Origin of the sequence: Microcoleus sp. B9-D4 (assembly GCF_036705105.1) — a bacterium.
GTDB lineage: Bacteria > Cyanobacteriota > Cyanobacteriia > Cyanobacteriales > Microcoleaceae > Microcoleus.
This window is the reverse complement of record NZ_JAUBTS010000012.1, coordinates 117,006-131,644: the sequence shown is the minus strand read 5'-3', so window position 1 is coordinate 131,644 and position 14,639 is coordinate 117,006. Positions and strand designations below refer to the sequence as shown.

At 43.4% G+C, this 14,639-nt stretch carries 15 protein-coding genes; 7 read left to right on the top strand and 8 right to left on the bottom strand.

The window, feature by feature from the left end; all coding sequences use genetic code 11:
- The first annotated feature begins 218 nt into the window (after positions 1-218).
- Entirely contained in the window at positions 219-683 is a 465-nt protein-coding gene (locus QUB24_RS10595) for a COP23 domain-containing protein (RefSeq protein ID WP_333153134.1), read from the top strand.
- Between the two features lie 268 nt (positions 684-951).
- Here the strand turns inward: QUB24_RS10595 and QUB24_RS10590 are convergent, their stop codons facing one another.
- Positions 952-3,693, bottom strand: a complete 2,742-nt coding sequence (locus QUB24_RS10590; protein WP_333153132.1) for an AAA-like domain-containing protein — start codon at positions 3,691-3,693, stop codon at positions 952-954.
- Between the two features lie 213 nt (positions 3,694-3,906).
- Between QUB24_RS10590 and QUB24_RS10585 the strand changes: the two genes are divergently transcribed.
- A complete protein-coding gene (locus QUB24_RS10585; RefSeq protein ID WP_333153131.1) occupies positions 3,907-4,686 on the top strand; it encodes a 5-formyltetrahydrofolate cyclo-ligase in 780 nt (259 codons plus the stop codon).
- 140 nt (positions 4,687-4,826) lie between these two features.
- On the opposite strand, the gene QUB24_RS10580 is transcribed toward QUB24_RS10585, so the two are convergent.
- The 3 genes from QUB24_RS10580 to QUB24_RS10570 form a co-directional block, all read right to left on the bottom strand.
- The gene (locus tag QUB24_RS10580; RefSeq protein ID WP_333153130.1) at positions 4,827-5,426 is read right to left on the bottom strand and encodes a Uma2 family endonuclease; all 600 of its coding nucleotides are present in this window, start codon (positions 5,424-5,426) and stop codon (positions 4,827-4,829) included.
- 515 nt (positions 5,427-5,941) lie between these two features.
- Entirely contained in the window at positions 5,942-6,892 is a 951-nt protein-coding gene (locus QUB24_RS10575; protein ID WP_333153129.1) for a phytanoyl-CoA dioxygenase family protein, read from the bottom strand.
- A gap of 117 nt (positions 6,893-7,009) precedes the next feature.
- Positions 7,010-8,875: an AAA-like domain-containing protein gene (locus QUB24_RS10570; protein WP_333153127.1), complete on the bottom strand. Its 1,866-nt coding sequence runs from the start codon at positions 8,873-8,875 to the stop codon at positions 7,010-7,012.
- 276 nt (positions 8,876-9,151) lie between these two features.
- Here QUB24_RS10570 and QUB24_RS10565 point away from each other — a divergent pair, with 276 nt between their 5' ends.
- From QUB24_RS10565 to QUB24_RS10555, 3 genes are all read left to right on the top strand, one after another.
- Positions 9,152-9,325: a hypothetical protein gene (locus QUB24_RS10565; protein ID WP_333153126.1), complete on the top strand. Its 174-nt coding sequence runs from the start codon at positions 9,152-9,154 to the stop codon at positions 9,323-9,325.
- Between the two features lie 31 nt (positions 9,326-9,356).
- Positions 9,357-9,689: a hypothetical protein gene (locus tag QUB24_RS10560; protein ID WP_006633666.1), complete on the top strand. Its 333-nt coding sequence runs from the start codon at positions 9,357-9,359 to the stop codon at positions 9,687-9,689.
- A gap of 291 nt (positions 9,690-9,980) precedes the next feature.
- Entirely contained in the window at positions 9,981-11,312 is a 1,332-nt protein-coding gene (locus QUB24_RS10555) for a serine hydrolase (RefSeq protein WP_333153125.1), read from the top strand.
- Positions 11,313-11,526: 214 nt separating this feature from the next.
- Here QUB24_RS10555 and QUB24_RS10550 read toward each other — a convergent pair whose 3' ends face one another.
- Positions 11,527-11,898 (bottom strand): DUF4342 domain-containing protein, encoded by a 372-nt coding sequence (locus tag QUB24_RS10550; RefSeq protein WP_333153124.1) that lies wholly within the window; start codon positions 11,896-11,898, stop codon positions 11,527-11,529.
- Positions 11,899-12,111: 213 nt separating this feature from the next.
- Complete coding sequence (locus QUB24_RS10545; RefSeq protein WP_333153123.1) at positions 12,112-12,258, bottom strand: hypothetical protein; 147 nt, start codon at positions 12,256-12,258, stop codon at positions 12,112-12,114.
- 363 nt (positions 12,259-12,621) lie between these two features.
- On the opposite strand from QUB24_RS10545, the gene QUB24_RS10540 reads away from it, so the two are divergent.
- Positions 12,622-12,873, top strand: a complete 252-nt coding sequence (locus tag QUB24_RS10540) for a helix-turn-helix transcriptional regulator (RefSeq protein ID WP_333153122.1) — start codon at positions 12,622-12,624, stop codon at positions 12,871-12,873.
- A 50-nt stretch (positions 12,874-12,923) separates the two neighbouring features.
- Here QUB24_RS10540 and QUB24_RS10535 read toward each other — a convergent pair whose 3' ends face one another.
- Both QUB24_RS10535 and QUB24_RS10530 read right to left on the bottom strand, forming a co-directional pair.
- Positions 12,924-13,628, bottom strand: a complete 705-nt coding sequence (locus QUB24_RS10535; RefSeq protein ID WP_333153121.1) for an MAE_28990/MAE_18760 family HEPN-like nuclease — start codon at positions 13,626-13,628, stop codon at positions 12,924-12,926.
- A gap of 84 nt (positions 13,629-13,712) precedes the next feature.
- Positions 13,713-14,222 (bottom strand): DUF262 domain-containing protein, encoded by a 510-nt coding sequence (locus tag QUB24_RS10530; RefSeq protein ID WP_333153120.1) that lies wholly within the window; start codon positions 14,220-14,222, stop codon positions 13,713-13,715.
- A gap of 250 nt (positions 14,223-14,472) precedes the next feature.
- Here QUB24_RS10530 and QUB24_RS10525 point away from each other — a divergent pair, with 250 nt between their 5' ends.
- Entirely contained in the window at positions 14,473-14,628 is a 156-nt protein-coding gene (locus tag QUB24_RS10525; RefSeq protein WP_333153119.1) for a hypothetical protein, read from the top strand.
- Positions 14,629-14,639 lie beyond the last annotated feature (11 nt).

Here is a 14,639-nt window from a genome sequence, read left to right as displayed (position 1 = left end):
CGCCTGCGCCCCCTAGGGCTGCATCTACTTTCTGCCTTTGGTGTTTGTCAGCGAGCATTTTTCCCTGAGTTTTGGCTTAGATGAGGCCAGTGTGTGCGAAGGCAAAAATTTGCCAAATAAATTTTATTTTTTTCTCTAAATGCCTAATCTTCCCGGCAACAAACAGTTTAACTTTTTAGACTATTAGTAACCTTAAATGAAAAAGCTTATTACTGCTCATGAAATTTCGGCTCTTAAAGTCAGCTTTTAGCGCGTCAATTATTGCCCTTGCTGCTCCGATTTTAGCAAACAGTCCCGCCTTTGCCCAAGCGCCTTCATTTTTCTGCGGCGCTGCTGGCGGCCGCCCCGCTACAATTGCTGTCCAACAAGGCAAAAATATTCCCGTTATTTTGTGGCTAGCTGATAACTATTTCAATGAATCAGGAGAAGATGCGATTACTCGGTGTACCAGAGTCTCAGGAATTCTCAACAACTCGCAACCGCAAGGAAGCTGGGAGAATATTGTCACAGCAGGTGCATCGTCCACAGGTCAACTAATTATTTGTGCAGCTAATCCTCAAGACGGTTCCTGTAGATTATTATATCAAGTACCAAAAGGTCAAAATCCCGAACAAGCCCGACAAGAACTCTTAAAAAGAGTTACAAATCCTAATGTAAGTGTTTCGCCTGTTAAAGTAAATTGATAATCATAACTCATTAGCTACGGGTAGGACATGGCAATGCCCATAGGTGTCAACTTAAGGTACAACCAATAGGCAGGGGTTGAAACCCCTGCCTCAAAGCTAAAGTCCTCTAAAAGAGGACTAATGAGTGGAGATTCTTCTCTTCAGTCCTCTTTGAGAGGACTTTCGCTATTAGACAGGGGTTTCAACCCCTAGCGGACTTGATGGATGACTAACGGACTTGGCGGGCTGACAGCTTAAGTTGACACTAATGGGCATGGCCGTGTCCCTACTTGCAGATAGTTGAAACTCTGGTAAAATACTTCGGTTGAGTGGTGAAAAAATTGCAGCTTTGCTTCAGCAATTCTTCTAACCCTTCAACCTGCCTCAGCCAGACAGTGCCGTTGCTTCCAGCTACAGCAATTTGCTTTCCGTCTCCACTCCAACTGACACTAACAACATTCTCCTCGAACTCAAATTGAGCAACCTGCCGCCCTGCTAAATTCCACAGTCGCACTGTCTTGTCAATTCCCACTGTAGCAAGCCGTTCTCCGTCGGGACTAAAACTAATTGATTTCGCATCAAAATGCAAGGTTTGAAATTCCTTGACTAATTCTTTTTCTGACAGATTCCACAGCCCAACTTTGCCATTTAATGTTACTGTAGCAAAGCGATACTGGTGTTGAGCCGGAGTGAAACTGATCCCAATTGCCTGAATAGGCAGTGTTTTTTTCAGCTTGCCCGACAAATTCCAAAGTCGCACTGTAGATTTGCCATCTAAAGTCGCCATGAAATCGCCCTTTGGGCTAAAATTTACGCTTCTCACTAAGCCGTTGTGACCTGGGAGTTTCAGGCTAGACGATACTAATTGTGGCAGTTTAGACAAATCCCAAATTGCAGCATAGCTGTCTATCCCTGCCGCCGCTAATAACTTTCCTTCGGGACTAAAACTGATGCTGGTAACAGAGCCTTTAATTCCTTTCAAAGTAGCAATATTTTTACCTGATAAATTCCAGATTTTAACTGTGCTGTCCCTTCCGGCGGTCGCTAAAAATTTACCATTCGGGCTAAAGTTTACCATATTAACTGACTGCTGGAAAGCTTTCCATTCAGCAATTTTTTGCCCGGAAAAGTTCCACATCCGAACTTGATCGTCTATTCCTGCGGTTGCTAAAGTCTGCCGAGTTTGGCTAAAAGTGACGCTGGTAACGGCACCTTTATGAGCTTGCCAATTTCTCTTGGTTTTGGGAAGTGATGAGGCTTTTCTCTCCTGTGTTTCGCTAATTTTATCAAGAATTATTTGTAAAGCTAACAGAGGTCTAGTTGCCGGGTATTGTTCTAGCTTGTGTTTGTTTTTAACCAAGGTTTTTAATTTCTTACCGGAGGCGATCGCCCTCAGTAAAGCTTCTGATAAAGCTTCGGTGTTTTCTGTTTTTTGAGATACCGCTAACAATAAAGCATCGCTGCCATTTTGTTCGATTTCAATACTTGCTTGTGCTAATTTAAACCGCTGGTAAGCAAGAGTTGAAAAGCCGATCGCCGCCAGTAACGATGCTGCCAGTACCGCAGAACCGATGCCGATCCACTGTTTGGCTTTTTGTTTGGCAGAGTCAGCTTCACTCAAAGCTTTTTCGGCATCACATACAGCTTTTTTGGTTTCGAGTGTAGCTGAACGCAGCAGTTGATTTTGGTCGCTCAAAATAACTTTCTGGCTGGCAGTCAAAAACTGAAAATCTTCGTTTCTTAAACTTTTTCCTGCCGCCCAAACTAATGCTGACTGCAAATCATCCCCTCGCAACAGTTGGGAATCATCTTCACAGCTAGAATTTAGCCAGACTTTGATCGCTTCCGAGTAAGGCGAGAGTTTTTCTAATTTTTCTTCAATTAATTCTTTGTTAAATACAGCTTGATAAATAGGATTAGAAATTGTTAATTTTTCCCCGCGCTTAACGATTAATCCGCTTAATCGCAACTCCATTTGTTCGGCACTACCATCGGGGACAATTTCAGCTTGTTCTAAAATTTGCTGATATAATCCTAGTCTCCTGACAATCCGCTGGTTTTCTTTGAAAAGCCGATCGCGAATTGTGGACAAATGTTCTGGAACATCCTGAGATTCCCAATTCTTCACTATTTTCAAGCGTACTACCTTTTCAACCCATTCTTGAGGATTATTGACTCGCTCTGACTCCCCCCCTTGGCAAGGGGGGGCTGGGGGGGGTAAATCCGGGATTAAATCTGCATTTTCCAGCAAGAGTTTGCACAGCTTTTGAGTCAAAAAAGGTTGCCCGCCAGTCCAATACAATACTTCTCTCAAAACTTCCTGATAACTGTCTGTCAGCTCTGCCAACCCCGCTGCTAGCGGTTGAGCTTCTGTTTCGTCAAAACCAGTTAATTCGATCGCCTTGCCAATATTAAAAGGGGTATTGCTGGTGGCATTTTGCTCGCGGCACAAATCCGTCGGCGATGCTACGCCTAAAAGGGCCCAAGTTAGGCGATCGAACTCTGAATTGTTGGCGCGCTTGTTGTAGCACGATCGAATTAACGCTAAAAAATCATCAGCGGGAAAATCTAGGGCGAGAATGCTGTCGATTTCGTCAATAAAAATGACAATATTGCTGGAAATGTTGGGTAAGAGTACGGTTTCGATGAATTCGCTCAATCTTTGAACCGGGGTTAAAAAATTGCGATCGCGCCACCAAGTCCGCACGTTGACAATATCCGACAGGTTAAAGTTATTTTCGAGAATGCGGAGTAAACCAGCATACCACTGTTCGGGAGTGACGCCGCGGTTGCCAATTTCCGAAATGTCGATCGCAGCACAAGCAATTCCTTCATTTCTCAGCCGCTGAATTGTCCGCACCTGCAAGCTAGATTTGCCCATTTGCCGGGAATTCAAAACATAGCAAAATTCCCCCGCCTTCAATCCGTTATATAAATCGTCGTCTGCTTGCCGCTTCACATAATTGGGAGCGTTATTTGTCAAACTCCCACCGACTTGATAGTAACTGGGTTTAGTGGTATAATCCATAGGATAAAATGGTACAATAAAAAAATCACCTTTTAGTCATTCGGCGGTTTCAACCGCTACTACATCATTTAAAATATCTCTTTACATCTACCGAAACTGGCACAATTAGTAAGGTGCGTCAGATCCGAAACCCTGAATAATTGCCCTATAACGAAAGTCGGACGCACCCTACAATTTTAGCGCAGTTTACCGCCACCAATAAGGTCTAATAACATGAAAACTGATTGGACGGGATATAACGACGACAAAGACAAGTTAAGAACAGAAATTTGGTCTTTGCTGAAGCAGCAAGACGCATCTATTGGCGATCCGTTTGGTCATATTCCCAACTTTGTTGGGGCCCAGTTGGCGGCCGAAGGATTGGCAAATTTACCAATTTGGCAACAAGCAAAAACGATTAAGTGCAATCCAGATGCGGCGCAAAATCCGGTGCGGATGAAAGCTTTGCAAGATGGAAAACGCCTGTATATGGCAGTACCGCGATTGACAGACGATCGCTGTTTTGTAGAGTTAACGGCTGAGGATTTGCAGAGACAAAATATATCAATTGCCGAAAGTGCGTTAGCGAAGCCCTCGAAGAGGATCGCCCGCAAAGCTCTCGATTGCGGAAAATTGGTAAGTTTTGCAGAAATGGAGCCGATCGATTTAGTAATAGTCGGTTGTGTCGCGGTGGCGCGCAACGGGGGAAGAACCGGGAAAGGTGCAGGTTTTGCCGATTTGGAATTGGCGATGTTGCAGGAATTCGGGTTAGTACAAATCGATACGCCAATTGTGACAACAGTGCATCCTTTGCAAATAGTCGAAGATTTGCGTTTACCGATGCAAGCTCACGATTGGGCGCTGAATAGGATTGTTACTGCTGAGGGGGTAATTGAGACTAATACAAGTTATCCGCGTCCAATTGGGTTAAACTGGGATAGTTTGCGATCGGAACAGTTGGAAAAAATACCAATTTTGCGAAAGTTGAGAGAGCAATTAACCAATAACCAATAGCTTTTAATAGACCTCTTGCAAAAATAATTAGGACGGGCTCTTCGGCCCATCCCACAAGAAAAAATAACTCTTGTGGGATGGGCCGAAGAGCCCGTCCCACCAATTGAGGAAAAGGGTTTTTGCAAGAGGTCTAATCAAAATCAAGGCAAAAGAGCATCTACAGCGATCGCCCCAATTTCTATTCCTTCAATAATAATCGGTATAACAGCCGATCGCCCAAAATCCAACCTTTGACTGTAATCTGGCTGCTCAACTTCCACAAGAGGTTGAGAGTACACCTCAACCAGTCCTTCAACAAGATTCACAATCCAATAAATCGCAATTCCAGCGCGGGCATAAATCCGTTTTTTAACAGTGCGATCGCGCTGAAGTGTCGTATCAGATACTTCAATAATCAGGGCAATATCTTCAGCACCCGGATGGCGATCGAGATACTGTCTTGTATCCCCTCGAACAACCACTATATCAGGTTCTGGTTCGCTGTTGGATAGCGTTATCGGTTCTTGAGAATCGACATACCAACCAGGGGGTAAAATATTCTCTAAAGCTGTTCTGACAAGACGAGTTGTGACTCGATGCGGTGGATTTTTTGGCATTTTGAAAACCAGCCAACCTTCCAGCAATTCTACAGAGTCATCATCCGTGAGAATGCCAGCTTGAATTATCGCATGATACTGCTCGATGCTCAAGCGCAAAATCAGATCGTTCGGAATTGCTGCAACACTTTCGACGGGCGGCATAACTGTCTGGGCTAGTTAATTATTGTTTTATTTTACTGTTTCTTTAACGAACCGCGAAGGCGCGAAGCAAGACAGAAGAAGACTGTAAGTTGATGATATATCTACTTTGTGGTGAACACGCGCCATGCAATGAAAGCAGTAAAGGCTAGATAACCAAATACGGCTATCCAATCTAGCCAATTATCGGATGTTATCAAAAAAATATCGTTCATGGGTATCATTCACCTGATTATTAGTTACAGAAATTATACCAAATCCTCGTTAGTTATCCCCATCTCTCTCTTCTGGATACTCTGCGTCCTCTGCGTCCTCTGCGGTTAAATCATTCCTATGCAACCGGAATTGAGAAGACCGAAAGCATCCAGGATACAAGCCCCCGGATGAATCTGGGGAGAAATAAAAAACCTGTATCCGAGAAACTTGCCGAACGTATTTATCCGTGGGGTCAAGGCTTCAATCTAAAATCTAAAATCTAAAATCTAAAATCGATTGACTGGCTTTTTGGGAAAATGATATTAAGTTTTTTTCATAGTTGCCGTATGCTTCGTCAAGAAATCTAACAGTGCTTCCGCCTCTGGGGATGGCTGTAAACTGGCGTAAGAATAGCGATACAAACCTCTGCAAATCAGAGATAACCGCGTTGGGAAATCAAGCACTGATGGGATATCGACAATCACATCATCAACTGGTGGAATATCCCCTCGCTGACAATATACGGCATAGCTAATTCGAGGCGATTTAGCCCGACTGCTGCTGCGGCTTCCCCAGTGAAAAACGTATTGATCCCAGCACGATAGAGTACCAGCTTGTGTCGGTAAAGCCCGGATATCTTCCAAGGCAAATTTAGTAGCTTTCGTCTTGAGATTTTTGATAGCTTCAGCATACTCTGGATCGCGGTTAGCCGGAATCATGTACATACATGAATTGAGGGGATTGGCCTCAGTAATTGTCACCCAGAGAGTAAGCACTGTCGGCATACCGTTGGAGTCTATAGTATTTTCGTACTCGGCGTCGCGGTGAGGCTCAAATCCTTTGCCACTGTCAGAAGTTTCTATGTAATAAACCCAAAAATTTGGAACTAGCTTGTAGCCGTTTCCCAAAATTCCTGTCAAGGTTGAGTTAAAGTAACCAAATGCTTGATAGAAGACATCGTAGACGAGGGCAAACATTGTCGGAAACCCGGCTTTTCGGACATTTTCTATACAGTCGCGCATCTGGTGAATAGTCGCAGCAGGTATGACGCTAGGTGTTTGGAAATAGCCTTCTTCTCGCAGTTGCAGCCTGTACTCGTCAATTTCTGCTTTTGGGATTCCCGAAAATTGTGAAAAGCCTTCAAATGGTCGATCGGAAATAGTTGAATTGGGGTTGAGCTCGCGCCAGTAGTTAATATCTTCTGCTTGGGGCAGAAGTGGAATTAATTTATCTAAGTCAAGAGACTTTCTCAGAGTCACGGTTTCTTCAGTCATCGATCCTATTTTACGTTGATACTGCACAGGGAAAAGCCGGATCGCCATGATGCGATATTTGTGCTGCTCTTTCCCCCTACTGCTGATTCTACGTCATTAACGAGCTAAAATCTACAATTAATTAACTCCCCAATTAGTTTTAAAATATTGTCGATACAGTTCGCACCTCGGCACGCACTCGTTACCATGCAATTTCACCAACCCCAAACTGTCTAATTTAAACGCCTGCATCGCTTTTAATTGCACCGGAGAGTCCGCCGCTACAATCTCTCTCATCCCCTGCGCTAACTCAGGATATTCTTCTAAATTCCACAACTGCCGGCGCAAATGGTCGCTGTAAATTCCCGCATCTGCGATCGCACTTTCTTTTAATTCATCGAGTGTCAAACCCGATCGCGAAATGTGATATAATGCAACTCGCACTAAATACGGATGTCCGCCGACAATTGCCATCAAGTTTTCAACTTCTGCATCCGACCAATTCAAATTATGGCGCGCTGCTAAATCTTGTATTTGCTGAGAGTTGAATTCGGGCAAATCTACGGGCAGTCCGACGTTAAAAGGCGATTGATTGATGTTCATCGGGATGTAAACTTCGGTGGAGTGAACTACAATTAATCGCAGTTTTTTCCAGATGTCGCGTCGCTTCGATTCTTCGTGCCACGCCCGCAGCAATCCTAAAAAGTCTTCGGCAATGTCGGGATATTGGAAAACGCGATCGATCTCGTCTAATCCTAAAATTAAAGGACTGTCGATTTGCGGCAAAATGTATTTTTCAAAGTAATCTTTGCAGTTGACTTTGCTGCCAAAAATCTCGTCCCAATAATCGTCTAATTGATTTGGTAAGTGCAACTCGCGCCCGACGTAAGCGCAAAACCACTTTAAGAATTTATCTAAGTTGGCAAATACGGCTTTATCTACTAACTGAAAAGTTAGCGGCACGGTGCAATAGCCTTGACGGGCTCCGTGATGCAAAATTCTTGCCATCAAGGAAGTTTTGCCCATTTGTCTCGGTGCTTTAATTCTAATTAAGGCGCTGGGCTGCACAATAGTTTGATAGCAGCGTTCTTCGATGGGCGGGCGTTCTACATAAAATTGAGAAGCGACATCGACTTGTCCTCCCGGTAATTCGGGTTCGGCGGCGGGTAGAGGTATTTCGTCGCTGCTAATTTCTAATAGCTGTTTTTGTGTTAAATCTTCCGTTTGTTCTGTGACGGGTGCGGGTTTTTCTGCTAGCAAATTCAGAACTTCTTCGATAATAATTGGAGTGTCGGCGGTGGTTTTCCATTCCCTCTGTTTGATGCGGTACAGATAGCCCCGCAAGTCGTGATTTAGAGGCGCGTTCAGGGGAAAGCCGACGCGGATGGGGAGAATTATGGGTTTTCTGTCAGGGCGGGAGTCTTGTAGTTCTTTTGCTTGCTGAACTTGATATGTTAGTAGTTCGCTTTGGTTTCCCGTTGGCGGCAACAGTAGCAGCAAATAATCGCATTCTTGGAGGAATAAATTAATGCGATCGAACCAATTATCTCCTAATCTAATGTTATTTTCTGCTGTGAAAACTGTATGACCGATCGCGCTTAAGGCCGTTTCTAACTGTTTTCCCAACTCGCGATCGGGTTCGGCGCTGCGATAACTGACAAATACTTTAACAATTCTGCTGCTGGTGGCTGTTTCCCCCGCTGGTGGCAAATTGTCCAGCTCGTCTAAATTTTCCGGTTCCTCAAGTTTAGCCGATCGATGGTCGCTAGCAGCCAGAGTCATCTCAAAAGCCGCGAACAACTGCCGAATTTTACTCAAATCCGCACCTTCTCTACCCTGCTTAATTTTGCTGACTGTATCGGCACCGACGCCAGATTCAGCCTCGATTTCCGTCAGAGTACCTCTAATGTTATGTCGGTCAGACCATTCTTGGAGCGCCTCGTTAAGTTTCTTTAAGCCAGAGGCAGTGAGAATGCGACCGCGATCGCGTTTTGACTTGAGCACTTCGCTTGCACTGAAAGGGGAACGAATCTAGAAATTTTAACGCCTTAAGTCCCTATTTTGGGCGATTTTAAGGAAGATAATCAGCCAGCCGGAATTTAAGGGATTTTACTTGGAGAGGTTTTTGGGGCGATCGACTCCTCAAACTCTGTCCTGATAACGGCTTCAACAGTTGAATATATTTGAGGAGAAAAAGTTTTTCTTAACTCCCCAATCTCCGCCGCTAATGACGATTTAACTTTTTAGAGTAGATACACGAAGCAAAAAAGGAGAACCCAAATGAACAAAATCTTACACAGACTGGCAATGGCCGCTTTGGGAACTGCCGCCATTTTCACAATTAATACACTTAATAATTTAACAGAAGCATCAGCCGCTGGTAAATTTGACCAACCAGAAATTTATCAAAACACAGTTTTTCCACTTGGCGTACCGGGTCAGTTCCATAAATAGGCAAATTCATTCATTTAATTAAGGAGAAATTATGAAGTCTACACTGTGTTCGCCGCAACCTATAGCTACAAAATCTGACTCGGTTGATGCTGAGGCGATCGATGCCTGCACTGCACTTGCATGGGTGGAATTGGTAGCATTAGATGCCAGCGCTCTCACGGGGGATGATTGGCTGGCTTTGTGCGATGATATAGATAGCGGGGAAATCTACCGCTGCTGGTTTTTGTGGCGCGATCGCGAAGTTAGCGGTAATTGGGAAGCTTACGATCCTTTGAGCGATCGCCGATTTGTTGCTAAAGGAAAAGTTTTTCTCAAAGCCGCGATCGACTCGCTCGAAGATGCTAGAAATCGGGAAGTCGCCTAATTTGAATTCATCTCAGGTGAATAAAATTGGTGCATACAAAACAAGAATTCTGCCAAAAGAATTCGCCAGTGTACAAAGTTTTGTCCGCCTGCGCGAGACAGGAAGAAAAAGGGGTAATAGAACCGGATTTGATATGAGTCCCGGAAACGGAATACTCTCAGAGAAAATAAAAAAAATACGGCTGCGGGCAAGAGTTGACTGTATGATGCTAGGTGCTTCGTCTCGAAAGCGGTCGAGAACACTGTGACCGCCGCTTTCTCGGAGCAGCCGTTAAACTCTTTCTCTTCAAACATGACTGTAAAACTGCGATGGCTGTTGCCGGCCGCCCTTAGTCTTTTCTCGATCGCCCTGCCCGCAAAAGCCGATACACTAACATCTTGGCACTTCGATGCCCGCGAAAACCAACTCAATTTAACAACAGATTCAGGAGTTCAGCCGGAAGTCAAACTAATCGCCAATCCCACCCGCTTAGTAATTGATTTACCGGGAATAGTCTTGGAGTATCCCGAAAGCCCTCAAAGCTACAACTCAGCTATTCAACAAATTAGAGTCGGGCAGTTTGACACCGGAACTACCAGGTTAGTGATACAATTAACTCCCGGTTATAAGTTAGACCCGCAAAAAGTCCGAGTCATTAGAGAATCTGCCACGCGCTGGTCATTCCAGTTGCCAAATCCCGAGCAAATAGCGGGGAACGAGTCTTTTATCCCAACAGCTATTACCGGCATAGAACAAGCAGCAGGTCAAGTTACGCCCACTGTTTCGCCGGGAAATCAGAGAAACTATTCCAGTGATTTGGTGATGTCAACAGGCTCGGAAATGACAGCCATCAAACCTCAAATCGAAAGTGCGATCGAACAGTATAGATCCCTGAGCGCCGGAATGTTTTTTCTGGATTTAGATACAGGAAACTATTTGGATATCAAGGGCGATCGAGTATTTCCGGCAGCCAGTACCATCAAATTACCTATTCTGATAGCCTTTTATCAAGATGTAGACGCAGGAAAAGTTAGCCTAGACGAAACATTAGTTATGAAGTCCGACTTAGTTGCCAGCGGCTCTGGAACTATGCAAGACGAACCAGATGGAACTCGGTTTAGCATCAGAGAAACCGTAGATAAAATGATTACCATCAGCGACAATACAGCCACCAATATGATTATTGAACGTTTGGGGGGAATTGCTAAACTCAACGAGCGTTTTCGCACTTGGGGATTAACTGATACGAGAATTCGCAATTGGCTCGGCGATTTTAAAGGAACAAATACAACAAGTTCTGTGGATATGGTAAAGTTGCTGGCGATGCTGTCTCGCGATAAATTAGTTTCTGAATCGAGCCGGGAACAAGCTTTAGAATTACTGCGGCATACTACAACTAGAACGCTTTTGCCATCCGGTTTGGGGCCCGGTGCAGTTATTGCGGACAAAACCGGAGATATCGGCTTTGTAGTTGGCGATGCGGGAATTATTGATATGCCCAACGGTAAGCGTTATTTAGCGGCAATCTTTGTCAAACGTCCTTACAATGACCCGATTGTGAGAGATTTTGTCCGTCGAATTTCGCGGATTGTTTACAATTATTTAGACCAACCTGCGGCGAGAGTACCGGATAATTTGCGTTGATCCGAGATGTTGCACCATTGTCAATAAGCCTTTTGAACGGACTCTGGGGCCCCTTCCACAAGAAAATCTACTCTTTGTGGAACAGGCATCTTGCCTGTTCTTGAGAATAATGCAATATCTCAGGTTTATCAGACAATTCGGCGATTGAAATCGCTACTAAACAAACAAAGTCCGCCTTCGCGGACTTGAAGAGAAGATTTTTAATTACTAAGGACTATTCTTTGCGCTCGATTGCTACAGTCAAATGAGCCGCAACTGCCCCCACTGTAGCAAGTACAGCAGCAATGGGAAAGACTACTGATCCTGCAACGCCGCCTACCAATCCCGCCATCAGCGGAATGTCTGCCAAAGTCCGCCCTTGCGAGTTTTTGATGACGAGGCGGCGGAGTTTTCCTTGCTGAATTAGTTCTTTGACTTTAGCAATTAAACTGTCGGCGCTAATCTTGAACTCTTCCACTCTGACTTTTTCCTCTGTTACAAATTCTGAGGCGAATACATTAGTTTCAACTGTTGGGTTGGCTGAATTTCCGGCCGCTGCTGTTTCGTCTTGTAGAATTGTTACTTGTTGTTCTAGTTGTGAGTTCATTTTGTGTAAGGGCGGGTGAAAACCAGCCGTTTAATTTCTATACCCTTATCTTCGGCGATCGCACTTGGGAATGACAGGCAAGGAAACCCTACAATCGGCATTCGTACTTTCCCCCCCTGGCTTTTTACTCAAAACCTTATTTTTTTGGGGTTATATCAGGGCAGGTTTATCTCTTCCTAAAGGTAGAGAAGATATTGTTGAAACAACCCGTCTCTAGATACAAGTAAGGTGCGTACTGCCAGCCCGGTCCAGGTGGTTGCTGTGTTGAATTTTTAAGTTGGATACCGATCGGCGATCGCTGGCACTTACCAACAAAGCCAACCATTTTGCTTGTTGGGAAATTTTCTTTTTCTGTGACATTCGGTGTCTTCAAGTTCTGCCAAAGCTTCAATACAATTAATAGACCTCTTGCAAAAATAATTAGGACGGGCTCTCCGGCCCGTCCCACAAGAGTTATTTCTTCTTGTGGGACGGGCCGGAGAGCCCGTCCCATCAATTGATGAAAGGATTTTTGCAAGAGGTCTAATCTTTAGCTCCTCCTCTGGCAAAATCTTCAGGGCTTCGTGAATAATGCTATATTCATCGCAGAGCGTAATAGTGTGTCTTATGATCTAATAACTGTCCCAACCCTAAAGGAGGATAAAAATGAGCGATAAAATTAAGGCGCGATCGAGTAGTGGCAATATTTTTGCGGATCTAGGGCTGCCCAATTATTCATAATTCTTGATTAAAGCAGAACTTGTCCGCCAAATTAGTGAACTAATTACAGTGCGAAAATTGACCCAGATTGAAGCAGCAAAATGCCTGGGAATCGATCGCTCTAAAATCACTGATTTGCTGCGTGGCAAACTATCTGAGTTTTCAAGAGATCGCCTGTTCCGGTTCTTAAACGCGCTGGGTAGTGATGTGGAGATTCGGGTGATTGCAAAACCTGAATCTGATTCAGACGCTAAGACAAGAGTGATTGCTATTTAGGCACAATCTAGCGAGGGTTTGCAATTTGTTAGCCTACTCGCTACCGACAGCTAGATTCTGTATTTCTTCTTCTCAATATAATTATCAATATTATTCAGCAGATGAGTCAGATATTTAACCAATTTATCTTTGTCATCAACTAACTTGCTCCAAAGTATTTGACTTGAAGCCTCACTAAATGAAACATTTCCATGTGCCAAATCGCATCGTATCTTAACCACAAAATTCAGAATATCATCGATTTCTTTACTCGCCACTCCTAAATTTCCAAAGAAACCGTACATATCGATGAGTTCTTTGATAGTTTTAGCATCCAAATTTCCCGATATTGGAATATTAGATGGATCTAACGAAACCATCTCATCATCCACAACCGATCTAATTAATTCCTGAAGATTGTCAGCTACACTATCTTTTTTGATATATGAATCTCTGAAACTTTTACTTTTATCGTTCAGCAACCACAATCTCTTTATTTTTGGACTTAAATCTTTATAAGTTAATTGCTCGATTAAAATAACATCATGAATTGCAGTTATACCATTTCTAATAGAAGATTCGACAAGATTGTATAATAGTAGATAACAATGAGACTTCAATATTTTTTGAATCTCGCTATCAACAATATATTCACCTGATGGGAAGACGATCGATTTAGCAGACAATGCACCAAGTTGTTCGATTTTATCTACTAATTCAAAATATTTCTGGATTTCTGCCACTCGCCTGTTAAAGTCTCTGATAAACTCTTTCATGGGCTGTGACTTAAAAGTTGGTTCTTAACATCATATCTCTTAAGTTTACTGAAAAAATCTGTCGGTACGCCATTCAATATCTTCTCAAGAGTTGATGCGATAAAACACTTCATTTATTACTCTCTTATCAGCTTTGTCTGAGAAAACGATCGTTCGGAGTGAAGTATTTTTAAACTTTCTTTGGCGTGAGGGTGCGAGATCTGTAAAATAGGAACCATTTAGAGAATCTAATGTTTTGAGGTTGCTCAGTTGCAACTGATTTGTTAGGAAAGCTGCCAGAGTCATCACCCTCTGAGCTCCATCAACAATCGCTAGTTTTCCAGTTTCTTTGATTTCTGCGACAATGATGGCAGCAAGAGGAACACCAAGAATAATGGATTCAATGAATAGAGATTGATGATTAATATCCCATCTCAAGTTTCTTTGAAATTCAGGAATATAAATTTCACTGAGATTGCCATCATCTTTTTCCAGGTATTTATTGACTATGAGTTCGATGGTGTATTCTCTCGTATCGTAGTCAATTTCTTGCCTTATTTCGTCAATTTGAGCTTCTGCCCTAGTGATGATGTCTTGCTTAACTGCTTTAGACATAAGAACCTACTTCTTTATAACTTTGCTTAAATAGCTGTAGCCCTAATTAATATAGCAATGTTTGATTATTGTACGCCCAATATTTATAATACGCTACAACTCAGGATTAGGGGCTACTGGATTACGGCATGTCATAGATAAGAACTCGGCTGAACTATCACACATAACTCAGCAGGTTAGATAGATGATGAGACTGCAATATGCAGTCTCATTATTTTAATAGTGACATTTTACTGCATAGGATTTTTGTTTGTCAATCCCCACTGCCGATCGCACTTCAGTCAAAGTTCACCCATTTATCAATACTTATATAGTCCGAAAAATCGAGTTCGCCCTTGTCTTGAAGAAGTTTCATCGGAACGATAGACCATACCGACGCAGCCGGACTCGATCGAACTTGCGTTAAACTAAGTCAGG